The organism is Streptococcus sp. CF10-1, assembly GCF_024295825.1.
Taxonomy (GTDB): Bacteria; Bacillota; Bacilli; order Lactobacillales; family Streptococcaceae; genus Streptococcus.
Genome location: NZ_JANCPQ010000004.1, coordinates 133,626 through 160,127, shown reverse-complemented (window position 1 = coordinate 160,127; position 26,502 = coordinate 133,626). Strand labels below are relative to the sequence as shown.

Annotated in this window: 19 protein-coding genes and 2 pseudogenes; 20 read left to right on the top strand and 1 reads right to left on the bottom strand. The window is 37.9% G+C overall.

What is annotated here, in order from left to right; genetic code table 11:
* Positions 1-11 precede the first annotated feature (11 nt).
* Positions 12-1,630 (top strand): annotated as a pseudogene (locus tag NMM25_RS06675) (ABC transporter substrate-binding protein).
* Positions 1,631-1,639: 9 nt separating this feature from the next.
* Positions 1,640-2,959, top strand: a complete 1,320-nt coding sequence (locus NMM25_RS06670; RefSeq protein WP_254725500.1) for a glycoside hydrolase family 32 protein — start codon at positions 1,640-1,642, stop codon at positions 2,957-2,959.
* 64 nt (positions 2,960-3,023) lie between these two features.
* Here NMM25_RS06670 and NMM25_RS06665 read toward each other — a convergent pair whose 3' ends face one another.
* Positions 3,024-4,508, bottom strand: a complete 1,485-nt coding sequence (locus NMM25_RS06665) for a DUF1846 domain-containing protein (protein ID WP_254725501.1) — start codon at positions 4,506-4,508, stop codon at positions 3,024-3,026.
* 152 nt (positions 4,509-4,660) lie between these two features.
* Here NMM25_RS06665 and NMM25_RS06660 point away from each other — a divergent pair, with 152 nt between their 5' ends.
* The 18 genes and pseudogenes from NMM25_RS06660 to NMM25_RS06575 all read left to right on the top strand — a co-directional run bounded on the left by NMM25_RS06660 (position 4,661) and on the right by NMM25_RS06575 (position 26,500).
* Positions 4,661-6,271, top strand: coding sequence for an alpha-glucosidase (locus tag NMM25_RS06660; protein ID WP_254736345.1), 1,611 nt, complete (start codon positions 4,661-4,663; stop codon positions 6,269-6,271).
* Positions 6,272-6,439: 168 nt separating this feature from the next.
* Positions 6,440-8,407 (top strand): peptide ABC transporter substrate-binding protein, encoded by a 1,968-nt coding sequence (locus NMM25_RS06655; RefSeq protein WP_254736344.1) that lies wholly within the window; start codon positions 6,440-6,442, stop codon positions 8,405-8,407.
* Positions 8,408-8,554: 147 nt separating this feature from the next.
* Positions 8,555-10,516 (top strand): peptide ABC transporter substrate-binding protein, encoded by a 1,962-nt coding sequence (locus NMM25_RS06650; protein WP_254736343.1) that lies wholly within the window; start codon positions 8,555-8,557, stop codon positions 10,514-10,516.
* Positions 10,517-10,706: 190 nt separating this feature from the next.
* Positions 10,707-12,152, top strand: a complete 1,446-nt coding sequence (locus NMM25_RS06645; protein ID WP_254736342.1) for an LCP family protein — start codon at positions 10,707-10,709, stop codon at positions 12,150-12,152.
* Between the two features lies 1 nt (position 12,153).
* The gene (cps4B, locus tag NMM25_RS06640; RefSeq protein WP_254736341.1) at positions 12,154-12,885 is read left to right on the top strand and encodes a capsular polysaccharide biosynthesis protein Cps4B; all 732 of its coding nucleotides are present in this window, start codon (positions 12,154-12,156) and stop codon (positions 12,883-12,885) included.
* Positions 12,886-12,893: 8 nt separating this feature from the next.
* Positions 12,894-13,586, top strand: a complete 693-nt coding sequence (locus NMM25_RS06635; protein WP_254736340.1) for a capsular polysaccharide biosynthesis protein — start codon at positions 12,894-12,896, stop codon at positions 13,584-13,586.
* A 9-nt stretch (positions 13,587-13,595) separates the two neighbouring features.
* A complete protein-coding gene (locus NMM25_RS06630; protein ID WP_254736339.1) occupies positions 13,596-14,279 on the top strand; it encodes a tyrosine-protein kinase in 684 nt (227 codons plus the stop codon).
* 22 nt (positions 14,280-14,301) lie between these two features.
* Positions 14,302-15,669 (top strand): annotated as a pseudogene (locus NMM25_RS06625) (sugar transferase).
* Between the two features lie 28 nt (positions 15,670-15,697).
* A complete protein-coding gene (gene cps2T, locus NMM25_RS06620; RefSeq protein ID WP_254736338.1) occupies positions 15,698-16,870 on the top strand; it encodes a beta 1-4 rhamnosyltransferase Cps2T in 1,173 nt (390 codons plus the stop codon).
* Between the two features lie 3 nt (positions 16,871-16,873).
* Positions 16,874-18,043 carry a glycosyltransferase family 4 protein gene (locus tag NMM25_RS06615; RefSeq protein ID WP_254736337.1) on the top strand — a complete coding sequence of 390 codons (1,170 nt, stop codon included), beginning with the start codon at positions 16,874-16,876 and terminating at the stop codon, positions 18,041-18,043.
* Positions 18,024-18,665: a DUF1919 domain-containing protein gene (locus NMM25_RS06610; protein WP_254736336.1), complete on the top strand. Its 642-nt coding sequence runs from the start codon at positions 18,024-18,026 to the stop codon at positions 18,663-18,665. Before NMM25_RS06615 ends, NMM25_RS06610 begins: the two co-directional genes overlap by 20 nt.
* Positions 18,662-19,624: a DUF6625 family protein gene (locus NMM25_RS06605; RefSeq protein WP_254736335.1), complete on the top strand. Its 963-nt coding sequence runs from the start codon at positions 18,662-18,664 to the stop codon at positions 19,622-19,624. The genes NMM25_RS06610 and NMM25_RS06605 overlap by 4 nt, the downstream gene beginning before the upstream one ends.
* Positions 19,624-20,616, top strand: coding sequence for a glycosyltransferase (locus tag NMM25_RS06600; protein ID WP_254736390.1), 993 nt, complete (start codon positions 19,624-19,626; stop codon positions 20,614-20,616). The genes NMM25_RS06605 and NMM25_RS06600 overlap by 1 nt, the downstream gene beginning before the upstream one ends.
* Positions 20,617-20,624: 8 nt before the next feature.
* Positions 20,625-21,620, top strand: coding sequence for a glycosyltransferase family 2 protein (locus tag NMM25_RS06595; protein WP_254736334.1), 996 nt, complete (start codon positions 20,625-20,627; stop codon positions 21,618-21,620).
* A gap of 60 nt (positions 21,621-21,680) precedes the next feature.
* On the top strand, positions 21,681-22,847 hold the full coding sequence (locus NMM25_RS06590; RefSeq protein WP_254736333.1) for a polymerase: 1,167 nt from the start codon (positions 21,681-21,683) through the stop codon (positions 22,845-22,847).
* Positions 22,848-22,890: 43 nt separating this feature from the next.
* The gene (locus tag NMM25_RS06585) at positions 22,891-24,315 is read left to right on the top strand and encodes a flippase (RefSeq protein ID WP_254736332.1); all 1,425 of its coding nucleotides are present in this window, start codon (positions 22,891-22,893) and stop codon (positions 24,313-24,315) included.
* Position 24,316: 1 nt separating this feature from the next.
* Positions 24,317-25,420 carry a UDP-galactopyranose mutase gene (glf, locus tag NMM25_RS06580; RefSeq protein WP_254736331.1) on the top strand — a complete coding sequence of 368 codons (1,104 nt, stop codon included), beginning with the start codon at positions 24,317-24,319 and terminating at the stop codon, positions 25,418-25,420.
* Between the two features lie 27 nt (positions 25,421-25,447).
* Positions 25,448-26,500 (top strand): galactofuranosyltransferase, encoded by a 1,053-nt coding sequence (locus NMM25_RS06575; RefSeq protein WP_254736330.1) that lies wholly within the window; start codon positions 25,448-25,450, stop codon positions 26,498-26,500.
* Positions 26,501-26,502 lie beyond the last annotated feature (2 nt).

The following is a 26,502-nucleotide window of genomic DNA, read 5'->3' as shown; positions in this document are numbered from 1 at the left end:
GGAGTTTTATCATGAAATTCAAAACATTCTCAAAATCAGCAGTTTTGTTGACAGCTAGTTTAGCGGTGCTTGCAGCCTGTGGCTCTAAAAATACAGCTTCTAGTCCAGATTATAAGTTGGAGGGCGTAACATTCCCACTTCAAGAAACAAAAACCTTGAAATTTATGACTGCTAGCTCACCACTAGCTCCTAAAGACCCAAATGAAAAGCTGATTTTGCAACGTTTAGAGAAGGAAACAGGGGTTCATATTGAGTGGACCAACTACCAATCAGATTTTGCAGAAAAGAGAAACCTGGATATTTCTAGTGGTGATTTGCCAGACGCTATCCACAATGACGGTGCTTCAGATGTGGACTTGATGAACTGGGGGCTAAGAAAGGGGTTATCATTCCAGTTGAAGATTTAATTGAAAAATACATGCCAAATCTAAAAAAAATTATGGATGAAAATCCAGAATATAAGGCATTGATGACAGCACCTGATGGACATATCTATTCGTTCCCATGGATTGAAGAACTTGGATCTGGCAAAGAGTCTATCCACAGTGTTAACGATATGGCCTGGATTAACAAAGATTGGCTTAAAAAACTTGGGCTTGAAATGCCAAAAACTACTGATGAACTTATCAAAGTCTTAGAAGCGTTTAAAACGCAAGATCCAAACGGGAACGGTGAAGCAGACGAAATTCCATTTACTTTTATCAGTGGAAACGGAAATGAAGACTTTAAATTCCTCTTTGGAGCCTTTGGTGTCGGGGATAACGATGATCATATCGTAGTTGGAAATGATGGGAAAGTTGACTTTACAGCAGATAACGATGACTATAAAGAAGGTGTGAAATTCATCCGTCAATTGCAAGAAAAAGGCTTGATTGATAAGGAAGCTTTTGAACACGATTGGAATGGTTATATTGCTAAAGGTCATGATCAAAAATACGGTGTTTATTTCACGTGGGACAAGAACAATGTCACAGGAAGCAATGATAGCTATGATGTTTTACCTGTCCTTGCTGGTCCAAGTGGTCAAAAACATGTAGCTCGTACAAATGGTATGGGATTTGCGCGTGATAAGATGGTCATCACTAGTGTCAACAAAAACCTTGAATTGACAGCTAAATGGATTGATGCCCAATACGCACCTCTTCAATCTGTTCAAAACAACTGGGGAACTTATGGAGATGACAAGCAACAAAATATCTTTGAATTTGACCAAGCAACTAACAGCCTCAAACATTTGCCACTAAACGGAACTGCACCAGCAGAACTTCGTCAAAAAACTGAAGTTGGTGGGCCGCTTGCTATCTTGGACTCTTACTATGGTAAAGTGACAACTATGCCAGATGATGCCAAATGGCGTTTAGATCTCATCAAACAATACTATGTGCCTTACATGAGTAATGATAATAACTATCCGAGAGCCTTCATGACTCAGGAAGATTTGGACAAGATTGCCCACATCGAGGCAGATATGAATGATTATATCTACCGTAAACGAGCTGAATGGATTGTCAATGGCAATATTGATACTGAGTGGGAAGACTATAAGAAAGAACTTGAAAAATACGGACTTTCAGACTACCTCACTATCAAGCAAAAATACTATGATCAATATCAAGCAAATAAGAACTAGAGGTTGATTATGGTTGATAGAACATTTACAGTAGAAAAAGCCAATCGTTTTATAGCAGAAAATAAACATCTTGTTAATCATCAATTTAAGCCAGAAGAACATTTTTCAGCTGAGATTGGCTGGATCAATGATCCAAATGGATTTGTCTATTTTCGTGGAGAGTACCATCTCTTTTATCAGTTCTATCCTTATGATAGTGTCTGGGGACCAATGCACTGGGGTCATGCTAAAAGTAAGGACTTGGTGACTTGGGAGCACTTGCCGGTGGCACTTGCTCCTGACCAAGACTACGACCGCAATGGTTGCTTCTCAGGATCAGCTATCGTCAAAGACGATCGCCTCTGGCTCATGTATACTGGGCACATCGAAGAAGAAACCGGTGTCCGACAAGTGCAAAATATGGCATTTTCAGACGACGGGATTCACTTTGAAAAGATTTCTCAAAATCCAGTTGCAACAGGAGCAGATTTGCCAGATGAGCTAATCGCTGCTGATTTCCGTGATCCAAAACTCTTTGAGAAAGATGGACACTTTTACTCCGTAGTAGCTGCCAAACATAAAGATAATGTGGGCTGTGTCGTTCTACTAGGGTCCGATAACTTAGTAGAATGGCAGTTCGAATCCATCTTTTTAAAAGGGGTAGAACACCAAGGCTTTATGTGGGAATGCCCAGATTACTTTGAGTTAGATGGAAAAGACTGTATCATTATGTCACCAATGCGTTATCAACGTGAGGGTGATTCTTACCACAATATCAATTCTTCAGTTTTGGTTACAGGTAAGGTAGATTGGGCAGCTAAACAGTTCATTCCTGAGACAGTAGAAGAAATCGACCATGGTCAGGACTTCTATGCGCCTCAAACATTGTTAGATGACCAAAATCGTCGTATTATGATTGCTTGGATGCAGATGTGGGGGCGTACACTTCCAACTCATGATCAGGGTCACAAGTGGGCTGGTGTCATGACTGTGCCTAGAATTCTCCGATTGGAAGATGGCAAACTAAGACAATTCCCTATTAAAAAAGGCCAATATCAAATCCAAATAGATAAAGATTGCCGTTACCGCTTAGGAAATGATACAGATTATCTTGAATTTGGTTATGATAGTAAGGCGCAGCAAGTTTACATTGATCGTAGCCATATTGCTCAAGAGATTCGTGGGGAAGAAGAACAGGATACAAGCCGACGATATGTAGATATTGAAGCTAAGGAATTGGAAGTTATTCTAGATAAAAATTCCATCGAGATTTTTGTCAATCAAGGTGAAGCAAGCTTGACTGCAACTTATTACTTAACAGTGCCAGCTGAGCCATTACGAATCAATTAAAAATTAAGTTATTTCTCCTAAAGAAAAAATTCTCTTTCTAGTTTGCTAGAAAGAGAATTTTTCTTTATTTTCGATACAAGCGATCGTATTGGTAGAATGGGTCAAAGGTTACGTTGATACCTAGTTTGCGAAGGACGTTCTTGTCTTCGTCTGTCAAGATGATGGTTGAGTGGGCTTCGCTACCTTTGAGGTTGCCAAGTTCTTCCATGGCACGCGCAGCATCAGGATTTTCCATAGCTGTGATGGCTAGCGCAATCAAAATTTCATTTGAATGCAGGCGTGGATTGCGACTACCGAGATGGTTAATTTTAAGGCCTTGGATTGGTTTGACAACTTCAGGCTCGATTAGTTTTACTTCTTTAGCGATATCAGCTGATTTCTTAATGGCGTTGATCAAGGCGGCAGCTGTAGGACCAAAGAGTTCTGAGTTTTTACCAGTGACAATGTCACCAGATGGTAATTCGAGAGCAAGGGCAGGCCCGCCGGTTTCTTCAGCTTTTTGACGTGCAGCGACAGCAACCTGACGGTCTGCAGGTGTGATACCGAGGTCGTTCATGAGCAACTCGATTTTCTTGACAGCAGATTCCCCGACTTTTTCAGCCTTGAAGTCAAGAACTGTTTGATAGTAACGGCGGATGATTTCTTGTTTAGAGGCTTCGATAGCAGCCTCATTATCTGTAATAGCGAAGCCAACCATGTTGACACCCATGTCTGTTGGTGAAGCGTATGGAGATTCACCGAGAATGCGTTCCAACATACGTTTGAGTACTGGGAAAATTTCGATATCACGGTTGTAATTGACAGTGGTTTCTCCGTAGGTTTGGAGATGGAAGGGGTCAATCATGTTGACATCGTCAAGGTCTGCTGTGGCAGCCTCATAGGCCAAGTTGACTGGATGATGAAGGGGAAGGTTCCAGACTGGGAAGGTTTCAAATTTAGCGTAACCAGACTTGATACCATTGAGTTGGTCGTGGTACATGTTTGACATACAAGTGGCCAATTTTCCAGAACCAGGTCCAGGAGCGGTTACGACAATCAAGTTGTGACTGGTTTTGATGTAGTCGTTTTTTCCCATGCCTTCTGGAGAGATGATGTGGTCCATATCAGTCGGATATCCTTTGATTGGATAATGAAGATAGGAATCAATCCCGTTTTTATCTAACTGATTGCGGAAGGCATCTGCAGCGGGTTGGCCAGCGTATTGTGTGATGACAACCGAACCAACAAAAATTCCCAGCTCATTGAATTTGTCAATCAAACGAAGAACTTCTTGGTCATAGGAAATACCCAAGTCACCACGTGATTTGGAATGTTCGATGTTGCTAGCATTAATGGCAATCACAACCTCAACCTGCTCTTTCAATTCTTGCAAGAGCTTGATTTTATTGTCAGGCTCATAACCAGGAAGTACACGAGCAGCGTGGAAATCTTCTAACATTTTGCCACCAAACTCCAAATAGAGCTTGCCATCAAATTGGTTAATGCGCTCCAAAATGTGGTCGCGCTGTAGATTCAGATATTGTTCAGAACTAAAAGCTTGTTTTTTCATTTTTTTACCTCTGACCTCTATTATAATAAAAAATTGGGAGTTAGGAAACTACGGAGCTAAAAAAGAAATCAAAAAGATTGAGCAAACGCTTGCACTAAGTTTAAAAAAGCGCTATCATAGACTATAGATTATTAAAATAATGAGGTAAGAAGATGCAAGAAAAATGGTGGCATAATGCCGTAGTCTATCAAGTCTATCCAAAGAGTTTCATGGATAGCAACGGAGATGGGATTGGCGATTTACCAGGAATTACTAGTAAGTTAGACTATCTAGCTAAGTTAGGAATCACAGCGATTTGGCTTTCTCCCGTTTATGACAGTCCGATGGATGATAATGGCTATGATATTGCCGATTATCAAGCGATTGCAGCTATTTTCGGAACCATGGAGGACATGGACCAACTCATCGCAGAAGCTAAGAAGCGTGGCATTCGAATTATCATGGACTTGGTGGTCAATCATACCTCAGATGAACATGCTTGGTTTGTCGAGGCATGTGAAAATCCTGACAGCCCTGAACGTGACTACTATATCTGGCGAGATGAGCCTAATGATTTGGAGTCTATCTTTAGTGGGTCTGCTTGGGAATACGATGAAAAATCAGGTCAATACTATCTTCACTTTTTCAGCAAGAAACAGCCTGATCTCAACTGGGAGAATGAAAAACTACGCCAGAAAATTTACGAGATGATGAACTTCTGGATTGATAAAGGCATTGGCGGTTTCCGTATGGATGTTATTGACATGATTGGGAAAATTCCTGATGAGAAGGTGGTTAATAATGGTCCCATGCTCCATCCCTATCTCAAGGAAATGAATCAGGCGACCTTTGGAGATAAGGATCTCTTGACAGTAGGGGAGACCTGGGGAGCAACGCCCGAGATTGCTAAGCTCTACTCTGATCCAAAGGGTCAAGAATTGTCTATGGTCTTCCAGTTTGAGCATATCTGTCTTCAGTATCAGGAAGGGCAACCTAAGTGGCACTATCAAAAAGAACTAAATGTAGGGAAATTAAAAGAAATTTTCAACAAATGGCAGACTGAGTTAGGAGTTGAAGACGGCTGGAATTCCCTCTTCTGGAACAACCATGACCTTCCTCGCATCGTCTCTATCTGGGGAAATGACCAAGAATACCGTGAAAAATCCGCCAAAGCCTTTGCAATCCTGCTTCATCTCATGAGAGGGACGCCTTATATCTACCAAGGTGAAGAGATTGGGATGACCAACTATCCGTTTGAAACACTGGACCAAGTAGAAGATATTGAATCCCTCAACTATGCGCGTGAAGCTCTTGAAAAAGGCGTTCCGATTGAAGAAATCATGGACAGCATCCGTGTCATTAGTCGTGATAATGCCCGTACCCCAATGCAATGGGATGAAAGCAAAAATGCTGGCTTCTCAACAGGTCAACCTTGGTTGGCAGTTAATCCAAACTACGAAGCAATCAACGTTCAAGAAGCACTGGCAAATCCAGATTCTATTTTCTATACCTATCAGAAGTTGGTTCAAATCCGTAAGGAAAATAGCTGGCTGATTCGAGCTGATTTTGAATTACTCGATACGGCTGATAAGGTCTTTGCTTATATCCGTAAGGACGGTGACCGTCGCTTCCTGGTCGTGGCTAATTTGTCCAATGAAAAACAAAACTTTTCAGTAGAAGGAAGAGTTAAGTCGATCTTGATTGAAAACACTACTGCTAAAGAAGCAGTTGAAAAACAAACCTTAGCTCCATGGGATGCTTTCTGTGTGGAACTAACGGATTAAAATAAGGGAACCTCAAGACTTTGAAGCTTGAGGTTTTTTACTAAAAATTGTGTAGAAAAATCTTTAAAAAACATTTGTTAGAATTTTCTAAAAAATCTGGCGAAAGTCCTTGCTTTTATGAAAAAATAGGGTATAATGGTGAAAACACTATCTTTAAGGAGATTACTTATGAAATCGAAAAAGTGGCTCTTAGGAGCAGGTGCTGTTTTGAGTGCAGCCCTACTGTTAACTGCTTGTGGGCAAAGTGAAAAGAAAGCGGATGCTCCCAAGACATTCTCTTATGTCTACGCTATGGATCCATCTTCTTTGGACTATAGTGTGACGAGCAAGAGCTCAACCTCTGACGTTATAGCAAACGTTGTTGATGGTCTTTTGGAAAATGACAAGTATGGGAACTTAATTCCGTCGCTTGCAGAAGACTGGTCTGTTTCAAAGGATGGTTTGACTTACACCTACAAACTTCGTAAGGGTGTAAAATGGTATACTTCTGATGGAGAAGAATACGCTGAAGTTAAGGCCAAAGACTTTGTTACTGGGCTTAAACATGCTGCTGACGGAAAATCAGATGGTCTTTCTTTGATTCAGGATTCTATCAAAGGTTTGGCAGAGTATGTTAGTGGTGAGAGCAATGATTTCTCTACCGTAGGAGTTAAGGCTATTGATGATTATACGGTAGAATACACGCTCAACAAACCAGAAAGTTTCTGGAACTCTAAGGTCACAACTGCAACCATGCTCCCAGTTAATGAAGAATTTTTGAATTCTAAAGGGAGCGACTATGGTGCACCAACCCCATCGGGTATCCTATATAATGGTCCTTATTTCTTGAAATCATTGACTTCAAAATCAGTCATTGAATATGAAAAGAATCCAAACTACTGGGATAAGGACAATGTTAAGATTGACAATATTAAACTAACCTTCTACGATGGGTCAGACCAAGAATCCTTGATTCGTAGCTTTACACAAGGTGCTTATACAACAGCTCGTCTCTTCCCAACAAGCTCAAACTTTGAGTCAACTAAACAAGAGTACGGCGATAAGATTGTTTACAGTCCACAAGAAGCGACAAGCTACTACCTTACTGTTAACGTAAACCGCCAATCTTATAATAAAACAGCCAAAACAGACGAGGCTCAAAAAACTTCAACGAAAGAAGCTCTTCTCAACAAGAACTTCCGTCAGGCGCTGAACTTTGCCCTTGACCGTCACTCATACACTGCTCAGTTGAATGGTGAAGAAGGCGCGAACAAGATTATCCGTAACAGCCTAGTACCTCATGACTACGTTCAAGTAGGTGAAAAAACTTTTGGAGAGTTGGCACAGGCAGAGCTCGTTTCATATGGAGACCAGTGGAAAGATGTAGCCCTTACAGATGGCAAAGATACGATTTACAGTCCTGAAAAAGCTAAGGCAGCCTTTGCTAAAGCCAAGGAAGAATTGCAAGCTAAGGGTGTTACCTTCCCAATCCATTTGGATATCCCGGTTGAACAAACAGATGTAATCGCGGTTCAACAAACTAACTCACTCAAGCAGTCTATCGAATCATCACTTGGTACTGAAAATGTCATTGTCGATGTCCTTCAAATGACCGATAATGAGAAAATGAGCATTACGTCTCAAGCCAAAGTTCCATCCCAAAAAGACTATGACTTGAACGGAACTGGTTGGGGACCAGACTATCAAGACCCAGCTACCTACCTCAATATTCTTGATGCCAAGAAGGGTTCTGCCCTTAAACACTTGGGAATTACTCGCGGAAAAGATCCAGAAGTGATGGCTCAGGTTGGACTGGACGAATACAAGAAACTCTTGGATGATGCTGCAGCTGAAACCAGCGACCTTAATAAGCGTTATGAAAAATACGCCAAAGCTCAAGCTTGGGTATCGGATAGCTCGCTCTTGATTCCGGTTGCCTCTTCAGGTGGTTCTCCAACGGTTAGCCGTACTGTACCATTTACAAAAGCCTACTCTCAAGTCGGGATCAAGGGAGACCCATTTGTGTTCAAAGGATTGGAGTTACAAAAGGACGTTGTGACTGCAAAAGAATACGAAGAAGCCTTCAAGAAATGGCAACAAGAAAAAATCGAAACAAATGCCAAATACCAAAAAGAACTTGAAAAACACGTCAAGTAATCTATAAACAGAAAAGGAAGTTGCAGGAAACTGTGCTTCCTTTTTTGTTTTGAGACACCAGTTGTCATAAAAGCGGTAACTTTACATTTTTGAATAAATTTGATAAAATATGGTTATGTTATAAAAAGTGACATAAAGGAGTGGATGATGATCAAAATGAAAAAAAGATTAATCGGGACAGGTCTTGTCTTAGCTACAGGGATTTTGCTCTCTGCATGTGGACAGTCCAACACAGATACTAGCACTTATTCATCAACATTTAGTGCGAATCCGACAACTTTTAACTATCTTCTAGATTATTATGCAGATAACACTGCCGTTATTACCAATCTCGTAGATGGTTTGTTAGAAAATGACAGCTATGGGAACCTCGTACCTGCTCTTGCGGAGGATTGGTCTGTTTCAGCGGATGGTTTGACCTATACCTACAAGCTCAGAAAAGATGCCAAGTGGTATACAGCTGACGGTGAGGAATATGCTTCAGTCAAGGCTCAGGATTTTGTCACTGGGATCAAATATGCCGCGGACAACAAGGGGCAAGCCATGGATCTGATCCAAAATTCAATCAAGGGATTAGATGACTATGTGACGGGTGTGACCAATGACTTTTCAACTGTTGGTGTCAAAGCATTGGATGATTACACAGTCGAGTACACTTTAACTCGACCAGAACCGTACTGGAATTCAAAAACAACCAATAGTATCCTTTTCCCAGTCAACGAAGAGTTTTTGAAATCAAAGGATAAAGACTTTGGTACCTTGACACCAGACAGTATCCTTTATAATGGTCCGTATCTGTTAAAAGATTTCACATCAAAATCTTCAATCGAATATGTGAAGAATCCACACTATTATGACCATGATAAAGTAACTATTGAAAAAGTTAAGTTAGCCTACTTTGATGGGTCAGATCAGGAGATGACCATTCGAAACTTTGAAAATGGTGCCTACTCAATTGCGGGAGTCTATCCAAATAGTTCGAACTATGCCAAGACAAAAGAAAAATACCAAGACAATATCGTTTATAGCCTACAAGACAAGACATCTTGGTACTTTAACTTTAACGTCAACCGCAAAACCTATAATCATACTGCTAAAACAACGGACGAACAAAAGAAATCAGCTCAAACAGCTATCTTAAATAAAAATTTCCGTCAGGCTATCAACTTTGGTATTGATCGAACAGCCTACTCTGCTCAATCTAACGGTGAAGAAGCAGCAAGCAAGACCCTTCGTAATACTCTAGTTCCACCAACATTTGTCCAGGTGGAAGATAAGACCTTTGGAGAAGTGACAGCTTCTAAACTTGTAAACTATGGAACTGAGTGGTCAGGTATCAATTTTGCAGACGCTCAAGATGCTTACTTTAACAAGGAAAAGGCCCAAGCAAAATTTGCAGAAGCTAAAAAGGAATTGGAAGCTCAAGGCGTGACTTTCCCAATCCATTTGGATGTCCCTGTTGATCAGACGAATAAAAATGCGGTTTCTGGTATGAACTCGGTTAAACAAACCCTTGAAACAGTACTAGGTTCTGACAATATCGTCATTGATGTTCAACAGCTTTCTACAGATGACTTTGGGAATGTTGCCTTCCTAGCACCAAATCCAGCAGCTCGTGACTACGATCTAAACTTTGATGGTTGGGTTGGTGATTACCAGGATCCATCAACTTATCTAGATCCCTTCAATGCTGAAACCGGCTTCTATCTCAAGATTTTTGGTCTTGATGCCAAGGAAGACCAAGAGCTCATCAAGAGTTTGGGGCTTGATACCTATACACAACTCCTGAAAGAAGCAGATGCCGAGAACAAAGATGTCGCTAAGCGTTATGAAAAATACGCTGAAGCCCAAGCTTGGATGATTGACAATTCTCTAATCATGTCTGCTATGTCAAATGGCGGTACAGCCTCTGTAACTAAGGTAACTCCGTTTACACGTGCCTACTCCCTAGTGGGTATCAAGGGTGACGGAAATAATTATAAGTACATGAGATTGCAAAAGAACCCTGTTACCAAGAAACAATTTGACGAAGCCAAGGCTAAGTGGGAAGAAGAGAGTAAAAAGGCTATCGAAAAGAGCCAAAAAGAGTTTGAAAATCATATCAAATAAAAACAGAAATGGGGCCCATAATAAGGGGCCTTGTTTTTGTTTTATCAAGGATTCCGTTAATGAAAGTCATAAATTCAAAATATAGCTAAGAAAAAATGAATGAAAACGCTGATAATAGCAGAAATGGATGGAATTTCTTTCATGATTGTGATATAATAATCATAATTATTAACGTGTATAGGGGATTGCCATGAGTAGACGTTCAAAGAGAAATCGTTCAGGAAATGTGAAACGAAGTATTAATATAGCTTTATTAGCCATTTATTTATTATTGAGTGGCTCTTTGTTGTTCTTAATTTTTAGACATAATATCCTGGCCTTTAGGCATCTCAATATCTTAGCTACAGTTCTAGTTTTACTATCTGCTATCGCAGCTCTACTTTTGATAGTATATAAGAAAGCCGAAAAGTTCACTATTTTCTTTTTGGTACTTGCGGTGTTGACTAGTTCGGTCTCGCTATTTGCTCTGCACCAATTTGTAGGTTTGACCAATCACATCAATGCGACATCAAACTACTCAGAGTATTCGATGAGTGTTGTGGTTTTAAAAGATAGTGAAATCAACAACGTTACCCAGTTGGATAGTGTAACAGGTCCGACTGAAACAGATAATGATAATATCCAAAAGTTGGTGGCGGATATTAAGACGACACAGAGTAAAGACTTGACAGTTGAGCAGAGTGCTTCTTACTTAGCAGCCTATAAGAGCTTGATTTCAGGTGATGCGAAAGCGATTGTCTTGAACAGTGTCTTTGAAAACATCATTGAAGCGGAGTATCCAGATTATGCTTCGAAGATTAAGAAAATCTATACGAAAAAACTAACCAAGGATGTTGCGGCACCAAAGGTATCTAAGAATCAATCCTTTAATATTTATATTAGTGGTATTGATACTTACGGACCTATCAGTTCCGTTTCACGTTCAGATGTCAACATCTTGATGACTGTAAATCGAGATACCAAGAAAATCCTTCTCACTACAACACCTCGAGATTCTTATGTTCCGATTGCGGACGGAGGAAATAATCAAAAGGATAAATTGACTCACGCAGGGATTTATGGAGTGGACTCATCAATTCATACCTTGGAAAACCTATATGGAGTTGATATTAACTACTATGTTCGTTTGAATTTCACCTCTTTCTTGAAATTGATTGACCTTCTAGGTGGTGTGGATGTTTATAATGACCAAGATTTCACTTCTTTGCATGGGCAGTACCATTTTCCTGTTGGGAATGTCCATCTAGACTCGGAACAAGCCCTTGGTTTTGTCCGCGAACGCTACTCTCTAGCGGATGGAGACCGCGATCGCGGTCGGAACCAGCAAAAAGTCATTGTTGCTATCATTCAGAAGCTAACCTCGACAGAGGCTTTAAAGAATTATGACAACATTATTCAAGGATTGCAAGACTCTCTTCAGACTAATATGCCTTTGGAAACCATGATGGACTTGATTAATACACAGTTGGATAGTGGTGGTCAGTATAAGGTTAATTCCCAAGACTTAAAAGGAACTGGTAGAACGGATCTTCCATCCTACGCTATGCCAGATAGCAACCTTTATATGATGGAAATTGATGAAAGTAGCTTGGCTGCAGCCAAGGCAGCTATCAAGGATGTGATGGAGGGGAAGTAGCATGATAGACATCCATTCACACATCGTTTTTGATGTGGATGATGGTCCGAAGTCGATAGAGGAGAGTAAAAGCCTTTTAAGAGAAGCCTATAGTCAAGGGGTCAGGACCATTGTTTCCACGTCTCATCGCCGGAAAGGGATGTTTGAGACACCAGAAGAGAAAATAGCAACTAACTTTTTGAAAGTTCGCGAAATGGCCAAGGGGGTGGCAGATGACCTTGTCATCGTTTATGGCGCAGAAATATACTATACGCCAGATGTTGTCGAAAAATTGGAAAAGAAATTGATTCCAACCCTTAATGATAGTCACTATGCTTTGATTGAGTTTAGTATGAATACACCCTATCGAGATATACATAAAGGACTGATCAATATTCTTATGTTAGGGATTACACCAGTTATTGCCCATATTGAGCGTTATGATGCTCTAGAAAATAATGAAAAGCGAGTTCGGGAACTGATTGATATGGGGTGCTATACCCAGGTCAATAGTTCTCATGTCTTGAAACCAAAACTCTTTGGAGAAACCTACAAATTCATGAAAAAGAGAGCTCAGTATTTCTTGGAACGTGATCTAGTTCATGTCATTGCTAGCGATATGCATAATTTGGATCGTAGACCACCTCATATGGAAGAAGCCTATGATATCATTGCTAAAAAGTATGGCGAAGATAAGGCGAAGGAACTTTTCAAAGATAACCCACGAAAAATAATAATGGATCAATTGATTTAGGAGAAACAATGAAAGAACAAAATATGATGGAAATTGATGTGTTTCAATTGCTTAAAATTCTTTGGAAACGGAAATTTCTAATTGCACTGGTAGCGATCGTAACTGGGGTAGTAGCCTTTGCCTACAGTAGCTTTATCGTAAAACCTGAATATACCAGTACGACACGTATCTATGTAGTTAATCGTAATCAGGGAGATAAGTCAGGGCCAACAAACCAAGATTTGCAAGCAGGATCTTACTTGGTTAAAGACTATCGCGAAATTATTCTTTCGCAAGACGTTTTGGAGAAAGTTGCAACGGATTTGAAACTGGATCTTTCTCTAAAGGATTTGACTAAAAAAGTTAAGGTAACAGTTCCGGTTGATACACGTATCGTATCTATCTCTGTTACAGATCGTGCACCTGAAGAAGCAAGTCGTATTGCCAACTCATTGAGGGAGGTTGCAGCTCAAAAGATTATTAGTGTTACACGGGTTTCAGATGTGACGACACTCGAAGAGGCTCGTCCAGCAACCTCGCCATCTTCACCAAACATTCGTCGTAATACCATGATTGGATTTCTTGCTGGAGCAGTTGTGATGATTGCTACTGTTATTCTTATTGAACTCCTAGACACACGGGTTAAACGACCAGAAGACGTTGAGGATGTCATGCAAATTGCATTATTAGGAGTTGTTCCAAATCTGGATAAATTGAAATAGGAGAGAAGAATGCCAACGTTAGAAATCGCACACAAAAAATTGAATCAGGCAAGAAAAGCAGAGGAATATTACAATGCGCTTCGTACCAATATACAATTGAGTGGGAATGACTTAAAAGTTATTTCCATTACATCAGTAAAACCGGGGGAAGGGAAGTCAACTACTTCTACCAATATTGCTTGGGCTTTTGCGCGTGCTGGATATAAGACGCTTTTAATTGACGCCGATATTCGTAATTCTGTCATGTCAGGTATTTTTAAATCGCGTGAAAGGATTACGGGACTAACAGAATTTTTATCTGGAACAACAGATTTATCACAAGGATTATGTGATACGGATGTTGAAAATTTGTTTGTCATTCAAGCTGGTACCGTTTCCCCAAATCCAACAGCTTTGTTGCAAAGTGAGAATTTTAAGACTATGCTTGATACTTTGCGCAAGTACTTCGATTACATCATTGTGGACACCGCTCCTATCGGGGTTGTGATCGATGTGGCTATCATCACTCAGAAATGTGATGCTTCAATCTTGGTGACTGCAGCTGGTGAAACAAACCAACGTGATATTCAAAAAGCCAAAGAGCAATTGGAACAGACAAGCAAACCGTTCTTAGGAATTGTGCTGAATAAATTGAATACCTCGGTTGAAAAATATGGATCATATGGAGCTTATGGCTCTTACGGTAAAAAATAAGAGATAGCTTGGGGAAGATATTGTGGAAGAAAAAGGATTGAAGATTACTTTGGCGGCAATCCAGAGTTTTCTTGTCGTTATATTAGCTTATTTACTTAGTTTTGTTAGAGAAACAGAGATTGTGAACACCTCTGTTATCATCTTGTTCATTCTGCATTTTGTTGTTTTTAACATTAGTGATTATGAGCGTGATTTTTTTAAAAGGGGTTATTTAGCTGAGTTTATCAGCACTACAAAATATATCGTTTTCTTTGCTTTAGCCATCAGTATTTCAAACTTCTTTTTAGAAGATCGTTTTGGTATCTCTAGACGAGGCATGATTTATTTTTTGACAATACATTCTATTTTGTTGTATTTGTTGAATCTGTGTATTAAACGCTATAGGAGACGTATCTTTCCAAATTTCAAGGGGAGTAAAAAGATATTCTTGATAACAGCGACATCCAGAGTTTAGAAAGTTGTGGATAGATTGATAGAGTCGGGAGATATTTTTTGGGAATTGGTGGCGGTCAGTGTTTTGGATCAGCCTAATTTTCAGCATGCATCCGTAACCATTGTACCTGCAGATAACATCTTAGACTTTGCTACCCATGAAGTTGTTGATGAAGTTTTTATCAATTTACCAAGTGAAGAGTACGACATCGGGGAGTTCATCTCTCTTTTTGAAACAATGGGAATTGACGTGACAGTCAACCTGAATGCTTTCAATAACTATCTAGGTAGCGATAAAAAGATTCGCGGAATGGCAGGTTTGAATGTCATTACGTTTTCTACAAAATTTTATAAGACAAGCCACGTCACTGCTAAACGTTTCATTGATATCATAGGTTCGATTATCGGACTACTTATTTGTGGATCGGTGAGTATTGTTTTGGTTCCGGTGATTCGAAAAGATGGCGGACCCGCTATTTTTTCTCAAACTCGTATCGGAAAAAATGGTCGACATTTCACTTTTTATAAATTTAGATCTATGTGCGTGGATGCTGAGAAAAAGAAACAAGAGCTCCTTGCACAAAATACCATGCAAGGTGGTATGTTTAAAGTCGATGATGATCCTCGTATAACAAAGATAGGGAGATTTATCCGTAAGACCAGTCTAGATGAACTCCCTCAGTTTTGGAATGTTTTAATGGGAGATATGAGTTTGGTTGGGACACGTCCCCCAACAGTTGATGAGTATGAAAAATATACTCCTGAACAGAAACGTCGTCTTAGTTTTAAGCCTGGAATTACTGGTCTATGGCAGGTGAGTGGTCGTAGTAAAATCACGGACTTTGATGATGTTGTCAAGCTGGACGTAGCTTATATTGATGATTGGACTATCTGGAAAGATATTGAAATATTGTTAAAGACCGTTAAAGTGGTATTTATGAGAGAAGGGGCGAAGTGATTTCTGCCCTCAACCTGTTAGGAGAGAAATGAAACAGTCAGTTTATATTATTGGTTCAAAGGGGATTCCTGCTAAGTATGGAGGATTTGAAACCTTTGTTGAAAAATTAACCGAATATCAAAAAGACAGCAACATACAATACTATGTTGCTTGTATGCGTGAAAATTCAGCTAAATCTGGCATCATGGATGACCAGTTTGAGCACAATGGAGCCATTTGTTTTAACATCGATGTACCCAATATTGGACCGGCTCGTGCCATCGCTTACGATATTGCGGCGGTCAACAAGGCTATTGAATTGGCTAAGGAAAACAAGGACGAGGCTCCGATTTTTTACATTTTAGCTTGTCGCATCGGGCCTTTTATTTCTGGTCTCAAGAAAAAGATTCGTGCGATCGGTGGACGGTTGCTGGTAAATCCAGATGGTCATGAATGGCTACGAGCAAAATGGAGCCTGCCAGTTCGTAAGTACTGGAAATTCTCAGAGCAACTCATGGTCAAGCATGCTGATTTATTGGTATGTGATAGCAAAAATATCGAAAGATATATCCTAGAGGACTATAAACAGTATCAACCAAAGACCACCTATATTGCCTATGGAACGGATACTGCTCCTTCAAGACTGCAAGCAGAAGATACCAAAGTCCGGAATTGGTATCAGGAAAAAGGAGTCAGTGAAAATGGCTATTATCTAGTGGTGGGGAGATTCGTCCCTGAAAACAACTACGAAGCTATGATTCGTGAATTTGTCAAGTCCAAGTCTAAGAAGGACTTTGTCCTCATCACAAATGTGGAGCAAAATAAATTTTACGACCAGTTGTTACAGGAAACTGGTTTTGACAAAGATCCTAGGGTTAAATTTGTTGGGACTGTCTATGACCAAGAGTTGCTCAAGTACATTCGTGAGCATGCCTTTGCCTATTTCCATGGGCATGAGGTTGGAGGGACCAACCCTTCTCTACTGGAAGCTCTAGCATCTACAAAACTGAATTTGTTGCTAGATGTTGGCTTTAACCGTGAGGTTGGTGAAGACGGGGCTATTTATTGGAAAAAAGACGAGTTGGCACGCGTCATTGAGGAAGTTGAAGGATTTGATCAGGCAGCAATAACTGACTTGGATTTTAAGTCAAGCCAAAGAATCCTCTCAGCTTTTACATGGGAAAAGATTGTGTCAGATTATGAAGAAGTGTTTAAAGGATAGAGAATGAAACGGATTTTATACTTGCATGCTGGTGCAGAAATGTATGGAGCAGACAAGGTTTTACTGGAATTGATCAAAGGATTGGATCCCAAAGAATTTGAAGCTCACGTCCTCCTGCCAAATGACGGTGTTTTAGTCGAAGCTTTGCGCCAGGTTGGAGCTCAGGTCAGCGTGTTGGATTATCCAATTTTACGTAGAAAATACTTTAATCCTAAGGGGATTTTTGAATATCTGAAATCTTATCGTCACTACTCTCAAAAAATCGCCCAATATGTGCGTGAGAATGGGATAGTTCTTGTTCATAACAATACGACAGCCGTTCTGGAAGGGATCTATCTCAAGAGAAAAGTAAAACTTCCCTTGATCTGGCATGTTCATGAGATTATTGTCAAGCCCAAGGCCGTTTCAGATTTTATCAACTTCTTGATGGGGCGTTATGCGGATAAAATCATAACAGTATCTCAAGCTGTTGCCAGCCATGTCAATCAGTCTCCCTTCATCAAAGAAGGGCAGGTCCAGGTTATCTATAACGGAGTGGACAATGCGGTCTATCATCCGATGCAAGCAAGCACAGTGCGTGAACAATTTGCTATCTCAGAAGAGGCTCTTGTCATTGGTATGGTTGGTCGCGTAAACGCTTGGAAGGGACAAGGAGATTTTCTAGAAGCAGTGACGCCGATTTTGGAGCAGAATCCCAATGCCATCGCTTTTCTGGCAGGAAGTGCCTTTGCGGGTGAAGAGTGGCGAGTTGATGAGCTCGAGTCTAAGATTGCCAAATCAAGTGTAGCCTCTCAAATCAAACGAATTGACTATTATGAGCATACAACTGAGCTTTATAATATGTTTGATATCTTTGTTTTACCAAGTACCAATCCCGATCCACTACCGACAGTGGTACTAGAGGCGATGGGATGCGGCAAGCCAGTAGTTGGTTACCGTCATGGTGGTGTTTGCGAAATGGTTGCGGAAGGTATAAATGGCTTACTGGCCACTCCAAATCAACCAGCAGAACTATCAAAATTCATTCAAGAATTGGTGGAGAATCCTGAGAAAAGAAATCAATTTGGCCAAGCATCAGTAGAAAGACAAAGAGAATTGTTTTCTTTGGAGAGTTATATCAAGAACTTCTCGGAGTTGTATAAGAGTTATAAAAATGATAAAAGAAACAATTAAGAATAAATTAAAACCAGTTGTCTATCCCATCATTAATTTTATTCCTAGGAGAAGATTAAAAAACAAACAGTTCACTATTATCAGTGATAATTGTTGGGCTGGGAAAGTCTACCAAGAGTTAGGTTTACCCTATCAGACTCCCTTTATTGGGATGTTTGTTTTTTCTCCTGATTACATCAAGATGCTTAAAAATATTAAATACTATTTGAGTGGAAATATCTCCTTAAAATTTGTTAAGGAATCGAAATATATTAAAAACTTTGATAATACATATCCTCTTGCACTTCTTGATGATATTGAGCTTCATTTTTTGCATTATTCTGATGAAGAAGAAGCAAGTCAAAAATGGCAACGTCGTTTGGAAAGAATTCATTGGGATAATTTATATTTCAAGTTTAATGATAATGATGCTTGTACTTATGAGTTGATGGAAGAGTTTGAAGAACTTCCATACGAAAGCAAGGTTATTTTCTCTTCAAAGAATTATAGTGACTTACTTTCATTGGTCCACTTTAAATTAGCTGAGAAGCAAGGACATGTTGGAATTGATTTGAAAACCTACCACCGCTATTTCAATGTAGTGACATGGTTAAATAAGGGTGGAGAGGATTTGTCAAAATGAAAAAAATAAAGATTATTATTCCTTATTTTGGACGCCTTCCAAAATTTTTTCCTTATTTTTTATTAACTGCGAAACGTAACAAAAGAATAGATTTTCTGATTTATACCGATCAGAAGGTTGAACAATTTTCAAAAGTAAATGCACAGAATATCTCATGTGTAAATATCTCCTTTGATACGTTAAAGAAAAAGATTCAATCGAAATTTGACTTTAAAATTTCTCTAGACACTCCGTATAAATTATGTGATTATAAAGTTGCGTATGGCTTCATTTTCAAAGAAGAACTAGAGAATTATGATTACTGGGGGTTCTGTGATACAGATGTCTTATTAGGCGATATTTATCACTTTTTAGAAGAGAATGACTTTTTTACGAAAAATTATGCTAGATATGGTCTTTTAGGACACCTTCAAATTTATAAGAATACTGAAGAGGTCAATACAGTTTTCATGACTGGAATTGATTTAGGCTATCGATTAAACTACCGCAATGTTTTTACTAGCGAACAAACTTTTATCTTTGATGAAGCGAGAGGAATTCAAAAACTATTTGAAAAAACTTGTTTAAAACAGTTACAAAAGAATTATTTTGATGATCTTGATATTGCAAATTTTTCATTTAGAAACTACGGTGAGGGTAAAACTCAACGCTATTATTACTGGTCGGAAAAAGAGGGATTAGAGTCCATTGAATTAATAGATAATCAGGTTAAGGTGAAACATCCATTATATGTTCACTTTCAGAAGCGATTGATTGATTGTCCGGAATTTATAAATTCAAAAGAATTTTATGTTGTACCAAATCGCTTGGTTTTAGGACAACGGTTATCAATTGAAGAAATTCAGAGATTGACTCAAAATAAATTCTATTGGGAACATATAGAAAAAACATTTTTAAAGAAATTTAAAAGAGAAAAGTGGACGATTAATTTTATTCGCCATAAATTAAGGATGAGATGATGAGACAAGAAGTGTTGTTAACAGTTGTTATACCAGTATATAATGTAGAGAGATATTTAAAACGTTGTATCGAAAGCATCCTTATCCAAGGATGGAAAAATTATGATATTTTACTTGTTGATGATGGAAGTATGGATAGCTCACCTCATATATGTGATGAGTATGCCGAAAATTATGATTTTGTTTCTGTTATTCATAAAGAAAATGGTGGTCTATCGGATGCTCGCAATGTTGGAATTGCTTATGCTAGAGGAGAGTACGTTTATTTCCCCGATTCGGACGATTGGATTGAACCAAATACATTTAGGGAATTGGGAAACATCATTGAAACTCAACGATTTGACATCATTTCTTTTAATCGTGAATTTGTAAAAGGGGAGGATGCTCTGATTAATCCAGAACCTAAAAAAATTCAAGAACTATCGGGTAAAAGTGCCTATATTGAAATGCTTAAGCACTCCCACATTACGGGTTTTGCTAATGATAAAATTTATAGGAAGTCATTATTTACTAATAACGGCATTGAATTCCCGTTTGGACAGTATTATGAAGATTTGGCTATTAACTATAAGCTTTTTCTTACTTCCAAGGAAGTTTATGCTACGAATCAAAAATATTACTATTACTTAATAAACAATCCGGATTCAATAACACAATCTTGGAATGAGCAAAAATTTTGTGATATGTTTGGCTTTTATAAGGAACAGTTTTATTCAGATTTTGTTCGTTCAAGACTTGATGATCAGGATTTAGAAATATTACATCTTTATTACGTGGATGGATTAACTCATATTTTATCGAGTTTGTATAAGTCAACATTGTATAAAAAGCATGCTAATATTTTAGAAGAAATAAAGCAAGAATTGATGAAAAATAAAATCTCGCTATTTAAAATGAAGAATCAACCGAATTTTGGAAAATATTTATTGCATCGTTTGGGATTATTAAAATTTACATTTAGAATACAAGGGAACATTCGAAAAATAATTTAGAGGAAATTATGAAATATTCAGTAATCATACCTGTATACAACGTAGAAAAGTATCTGAAAAGATGTATAGATAGTATAGTCATCCAAGAGTATAAAGACTTAGAAATATTACTAATTGATAATGGTTCAAGTGATGGAAGTGGTCTGATTTGTGATAATTACGCCGACAAAAATTCCCAAATCACTGCCTATCATATTCCCAATGATGGAGTAGGTGCAGCAAGAAATTTTGGACTTTCAAAGGCCAAAGGTGAATTTGTTTACTTTGTGGATGCAGATGATTATTTGGTTGGTAATCTATTTGCTGATATGGAAAATAAACTTCACTCTAAAGTAGATTTACTTGTGTTTAGCTACCATCATTCGATGGAAAAAAAATTAACGGAATTGAAAAGAACCACAAATGTCTTACCTTATAATGGCATTATTGATAAGGATACTTTTATTGTTCTTTTTAAAGAACTATTTTTGACTGCTATGATGTATACGGTCTGGAACAAAATATATCGAAGAGATTTCTTAGCAGATCATCATCTGGCTTTTTCAGAACATGAACTAGGTGAAGATGTTCGATTTAATCTAAAAGTATATGATCTAGTTGAGAATCTTATCTTATCTACAAATTGTTACTATGTTTATATATCTGGAAGGAAAGGTTCTGCAATGAGGGAGTATAATCCTCAGCGGATTATCTATCAGTTGGAGGAATTATCCCAGATTGAATTCTTATTGACTAAATGGGGAAAATCAGACCAAGTATTTATTGATGAACTTAAATCACGTATTTTAATGAGTAATATACAGAATATAGTGCTACAAAAGATATCTATAAACACTCAGAAAAAAATTATTGGCAAGATATGTAGTATTGACGATATAAATACTCTAATAAATAGCTCTTCTTCTAAATTACAAATTCTTATGCGTATCTTGTTAAAAAATAAACTATATACGATAGTAATTCTTTTGAAGAGAATACAGAGTTTTGTCAATAAGAAAAAATAATAGAAATGTTTGTTAGAGTATTCGATTTATTAAAAACATGGAAAGGTTTGGAAAGTATAAGTGAATGGTACTCGCTTTATATCGGAAAAGATTTATCTATTAACTTTATTTATGTGGGTTATAGTTTCTTCATTAATTACTACTACATATTTTGTTAGGTTAGATGGAGCATTATTGATTTATCGGTTATCTCTATACTCTACTATTGCTGTAGTTTTTATAAAAGAATTATTTAATCTTTCAAATACGATGAATTATTTTAGGTATCATTTAAAACAAATGATTCTATTTATATTATTCATATTATCTATGCTAATCGTATCTAAAAACAGGGATGGTTTGCTAGATATTACAGTTCTTTTACTAGTTGCTTCAGCTAGAGATATTGATTTTAAGAAGTTATTAAAAACTTTCTCATATGCATCTTTTTCAGTGTTAGTGATAACGATTTTTTCTAGTAAATTTGGTATTATTTCTAATATGTATATGAATGCTAATGGTGGATATCGCTATAGTTTAGGTTTTAATTATGTATCTTTTGCTTCTCAGAGGACATTTTTTGCAATATGTAGTTATATGATGTACAAAGGAAGAAAAATATCATACCTTGAGCTAACTTCTTTTTTGATACTCACTATCTATATGTTCCAACAGACAGGGACAACTAGTCCTTTTTATTTGAGTGTTCTCATAATACTTTATTCTTTTTTTAGTAATAAGATATTTAAGAAAGATTTTATTATTGATAATAGTTGGTTAACTAAGATAGTGAATCATTGTTTTACGTTAGCATTAATGATAATATTATATTTTTGCTTTTATTCAACAGGTGTGTTGTACCATTTGACTGATAAATTTACCCATAATCGCCTTAGATTGAGTGTAGAAGGATTTCATAATTTTGGGGTTTCAATTTTAGGTAAACCAATATCATTTAAAACATTTGATATTTTTGGTAATTTTTCAAATGATTATAATTTCATTGATAGCTCATTTGTTCAGCTACTTGTTATTGATGGTTTATTGGTTGCTTTATTTATGTTACCAGCTTTGACAGGAGTAGTATCCTATTTTAAATTAAAAAGAAGAGATATCGTACTAGCTTGTATAGGAATTATGGCAATACATGGTATGTTTGATCCTCAGATGTTAGTACTTCGTTACTCACCTCTTATTCTATTGATTAGTCGACTATTTATCATGAACGATGAGAGAAATATTGAGTAAATAAAAAATAGAATGTGGAAGGGTTAAGATAATCTAGTCAAATATGAAAGTTCTAAAAAATTATGCCTATAATCTTTCTTATCAGTTATTACTCATAATCCTTCCTATCATTACGACTCCCTATATAACAAGGATTTTTAGTTCTGATGATTTAGGAACGTATGGCTACTTTAACTCTATTGTTACCTATTTTATCTTGCTTGCAACTCTTGGTGTTGCTAACTATGGCACAAAAGAAATTTCAGCTCATCGTAAGGAAATTGAGAAGAATTTTTGGGGGATTTATTCTCTCCAGTTTGCTGCAACATGGTTGTCCATTTTGCTTTATCTTATTCTTTGTTTCTTATTACCTTCAATGCAAAATCCAGTAGCTTATATTTTAGGATTGAGTTTAGTATCAAAAGGTTTGGATATTTCGTGGTTGTTTCAAGGTTTGGAGGATTTTAGAAAGATCACAGTGCGGAACATTACTGTCAAGTTGATTGGTGTCATCTCTATTTTCCTATTTGTAAAATCAGCCAATGATTTATACTTGTATGTATTTCTTCTTACCATTTTTGAATTGTTGGGACAATTAAGTATGTGGATACCAGCAAGACAATTTATTGGGAAACCACGTTTTGATTTGAAGTACGCTAAGAAACATTTGAAACCGGTCATCTTGTTATTCTTGCCTCAGATTGCCATATCTCTTTATGTGACATTAGATAGCACTATGCTTGGAACTCTTGCATCAACAAGAGATGTAGGTATTTATGATCAAGCTTTGAAACTTGTTAATATTTTACTAACACTAGTGACTTCGTTAGGAAGTGTCATGTTGCCACGAGTTTCAAATCTTTTATCCTCAGGAGATCACAAAGCAGTTAACAAAATGCATGAGATGTCATTTCTGATTTATAATTTAGTTATTTTTCCTATTATGGCAGGAATGTTAATCGTAAATGATGATTTTGTGAATTTTTTCCTGGGGCAAGATTTTCAAGAGGCACGCAATGCGATAGCAATTATGATTTTTAGAATGTTCTTTATTGGTTGGACCAATATTATGGGCATTCAAATATTAATACCTCATAATAAAAATAAAGAGTTTATGCTGTCAACAACAATTCCTGCTATTGTTAGTGTGGGATTAAATCTTCTCTTGCTTCCAAAGCTGGGTTATATAGGAGCAGCAATCGTGTCTGTCTTAACAGAAGCGCTAGTTTGGGGGATACAGTTATTTTATACTCGTTCCTATTTAAGAGAAGTTTCGATTCTAGGTTCATTGATTAAAATTATAGTCTTATCGGGATTTATGTATGGTATCTTATTATTTGTAAAACAATTCCTGAATGTATCACCTATGATAAATGTAGGATTGTATGCTATTTTGGGAGCAATGATCTATGTCAGTTTCATTTTGATTTTTAAAGTTATAAATCTTAAAGATATAAAACAACAATTATTCAAAAATAAAGAGGTGTAATATGTACGATTATTTGATTGTCGGTGCTGGCTTGTCAGGTGCAATCTTTGCCCATGAAGCTAACAAACGTGGCAGGAAGGTGAAGGTGATTGATAAACGAGAACACATTGGTGGGAATATCTATTGCCAATCTGTTGAAGGAATCAATGTCCACAAGTATGGGGCTCATATCTTCCATACATCCAATAAAAAGGTCTGGGACTATGTCAATCAGTTTGCGGAGTTTAACAATTACATCAATTCTCCTATTGCCAACTATCAAGGACATCTTTACAATCTGCCTTTTAACATGAATACTTTCTATGCTTTGTGGGGGACAAAGACACCCCAAGAAGTCAAGGACAAAATTGCTGAGCAGACGACGCACATGCAAGATGTTGAGCCAAAAAACTTAGAGGAACAAGCCATTAAGTTGATTGGTACGGATGTCTATGAAAAGCTAATCAAGGGCTACACCGAAAAGCAATGGGGGCGTTCTGCTACTGAACTACCACCTTTTATCATCAAGCGTTTACCTGTTCGATTGACCTATGATAACAATTATTTCAATGACCGTTACCAAGGGATTCCAATTGGTGGTTACAATGTCATCATCGAAAAGTTGTTGGACGGAATCGAAGTAGAGCTCAGTACAGATTTCTTTGCAGATCGGGAGAACTTGGAGGCTTCAGCAACTAAGATTGTCTTCACAGGGATGATTGATCAATACTTCGATTATAAGCATGGTGAGTTAGAATACCGTAGTCTTCGTTTTGAGCATGAAGTTCTAGATGAGGATAACTATCAAGGAAACGCAGTTGTAAACTATACAGAACGTAAAATTCCTTATACCCGCATTATTGAACACAAGCACTTCGAATATGGAACACAGCCAAGGACAGTTATCACGCGTGAATATCCTGCTGATTGGAAACGTGGTGATGAACCTTATTATCCAATCAATGATGCCAAAAACAATGCCATTTACGAGCAGTATCTAGCAGAAGCTGAGAAAAATGGACACGTTATCTTCTGTGGTCGCTTGGCAGATTATAAATACTATGATATGCATGTAACTGTTGAACGCGCATTGGATGTGGTAGAAGAAGAACTAGGGATCATCTAAGAATATCACAGATAAAGGGGAGAAAAGGTGAAATATTATCTGAAAGATTCATTTCTGCATAATGCACACGAAAAGAATGCAGGGAGTAAGGCACGAAATGACGTGGAAGCTATTCTAATCTCAGAGGGTTATGAGGACTTGGAACTCAAGGTTGAGAATTGGTATAAGATGAATTTCTTTAAAGCTCAACAACACAAATATCGTGCGACCAAGTCTGTGTTTGATCAGTTGGGAGCTGGAGATGAATTGGTGATTCAGTTCCCTATTATCCACCATACATTTTTCATCTCACAACTCATCAAGCAGGCGCAAAAAAGAGGAGCAAAATTCTATCTGTTGATCCATGATGTTGAAACTTTGCGTCATGCAGCAGGTTCGGAAGTGAAATTCCGTCATAAAGTGAGAAATTACTTCCAAGAGAAGAAAGCTCTGATGTCAGTAGATGGGATTATCGTTCATAACGATATCATGAAGAAAGTTTTGGTAGGTCAAGGAGTGCAAGCAGATAAAATGGTTAGCTTGGAGATTTTTGACTACTTGATTCCTAACTTTGCTGAAAAACCAAATCCCCAAAAAGACCAGCCTATTATCATAGCTGGAAATTTGAACCCTGCAAAGTCAGGTTATCTTTATAACTTGCCAGACCAACCAGCCTATAATTTGTATGGAGTGGGCTATGATGAAAGTCGTGCATTGAAAAACACTACCTACTTTGGTTCCTTTATGCCGGATGACCTCCCAGCTGCTCTTCAAGGTAGTTTTGGTTTGGTGTGGGATGGTGATAGTTCAGAAACTTGCCAAGGTTCTTACGGAAATTACCTACGTTTTAACAATTCGCATAAGGCCTCTCTTTATTTGGCTTCGGGCTTTCCTGTCGTAGTTTGGAAAGAGTCGGCTCTGGCCCACTTTGTACTGGACAAACAGTGTGGGATAGCAGTTGATTCTCTACACGACCTCCAAAAAGTACTAGATGATTTGACACTTCAAGATTATAAGGAACTTTCAGAACAGGCTAGGAAAGTTGGAGCTGCTCTTCGAGACGGAGCCTATTTAAAAGCTGCCTTATCCAAATTGAAGTAAAT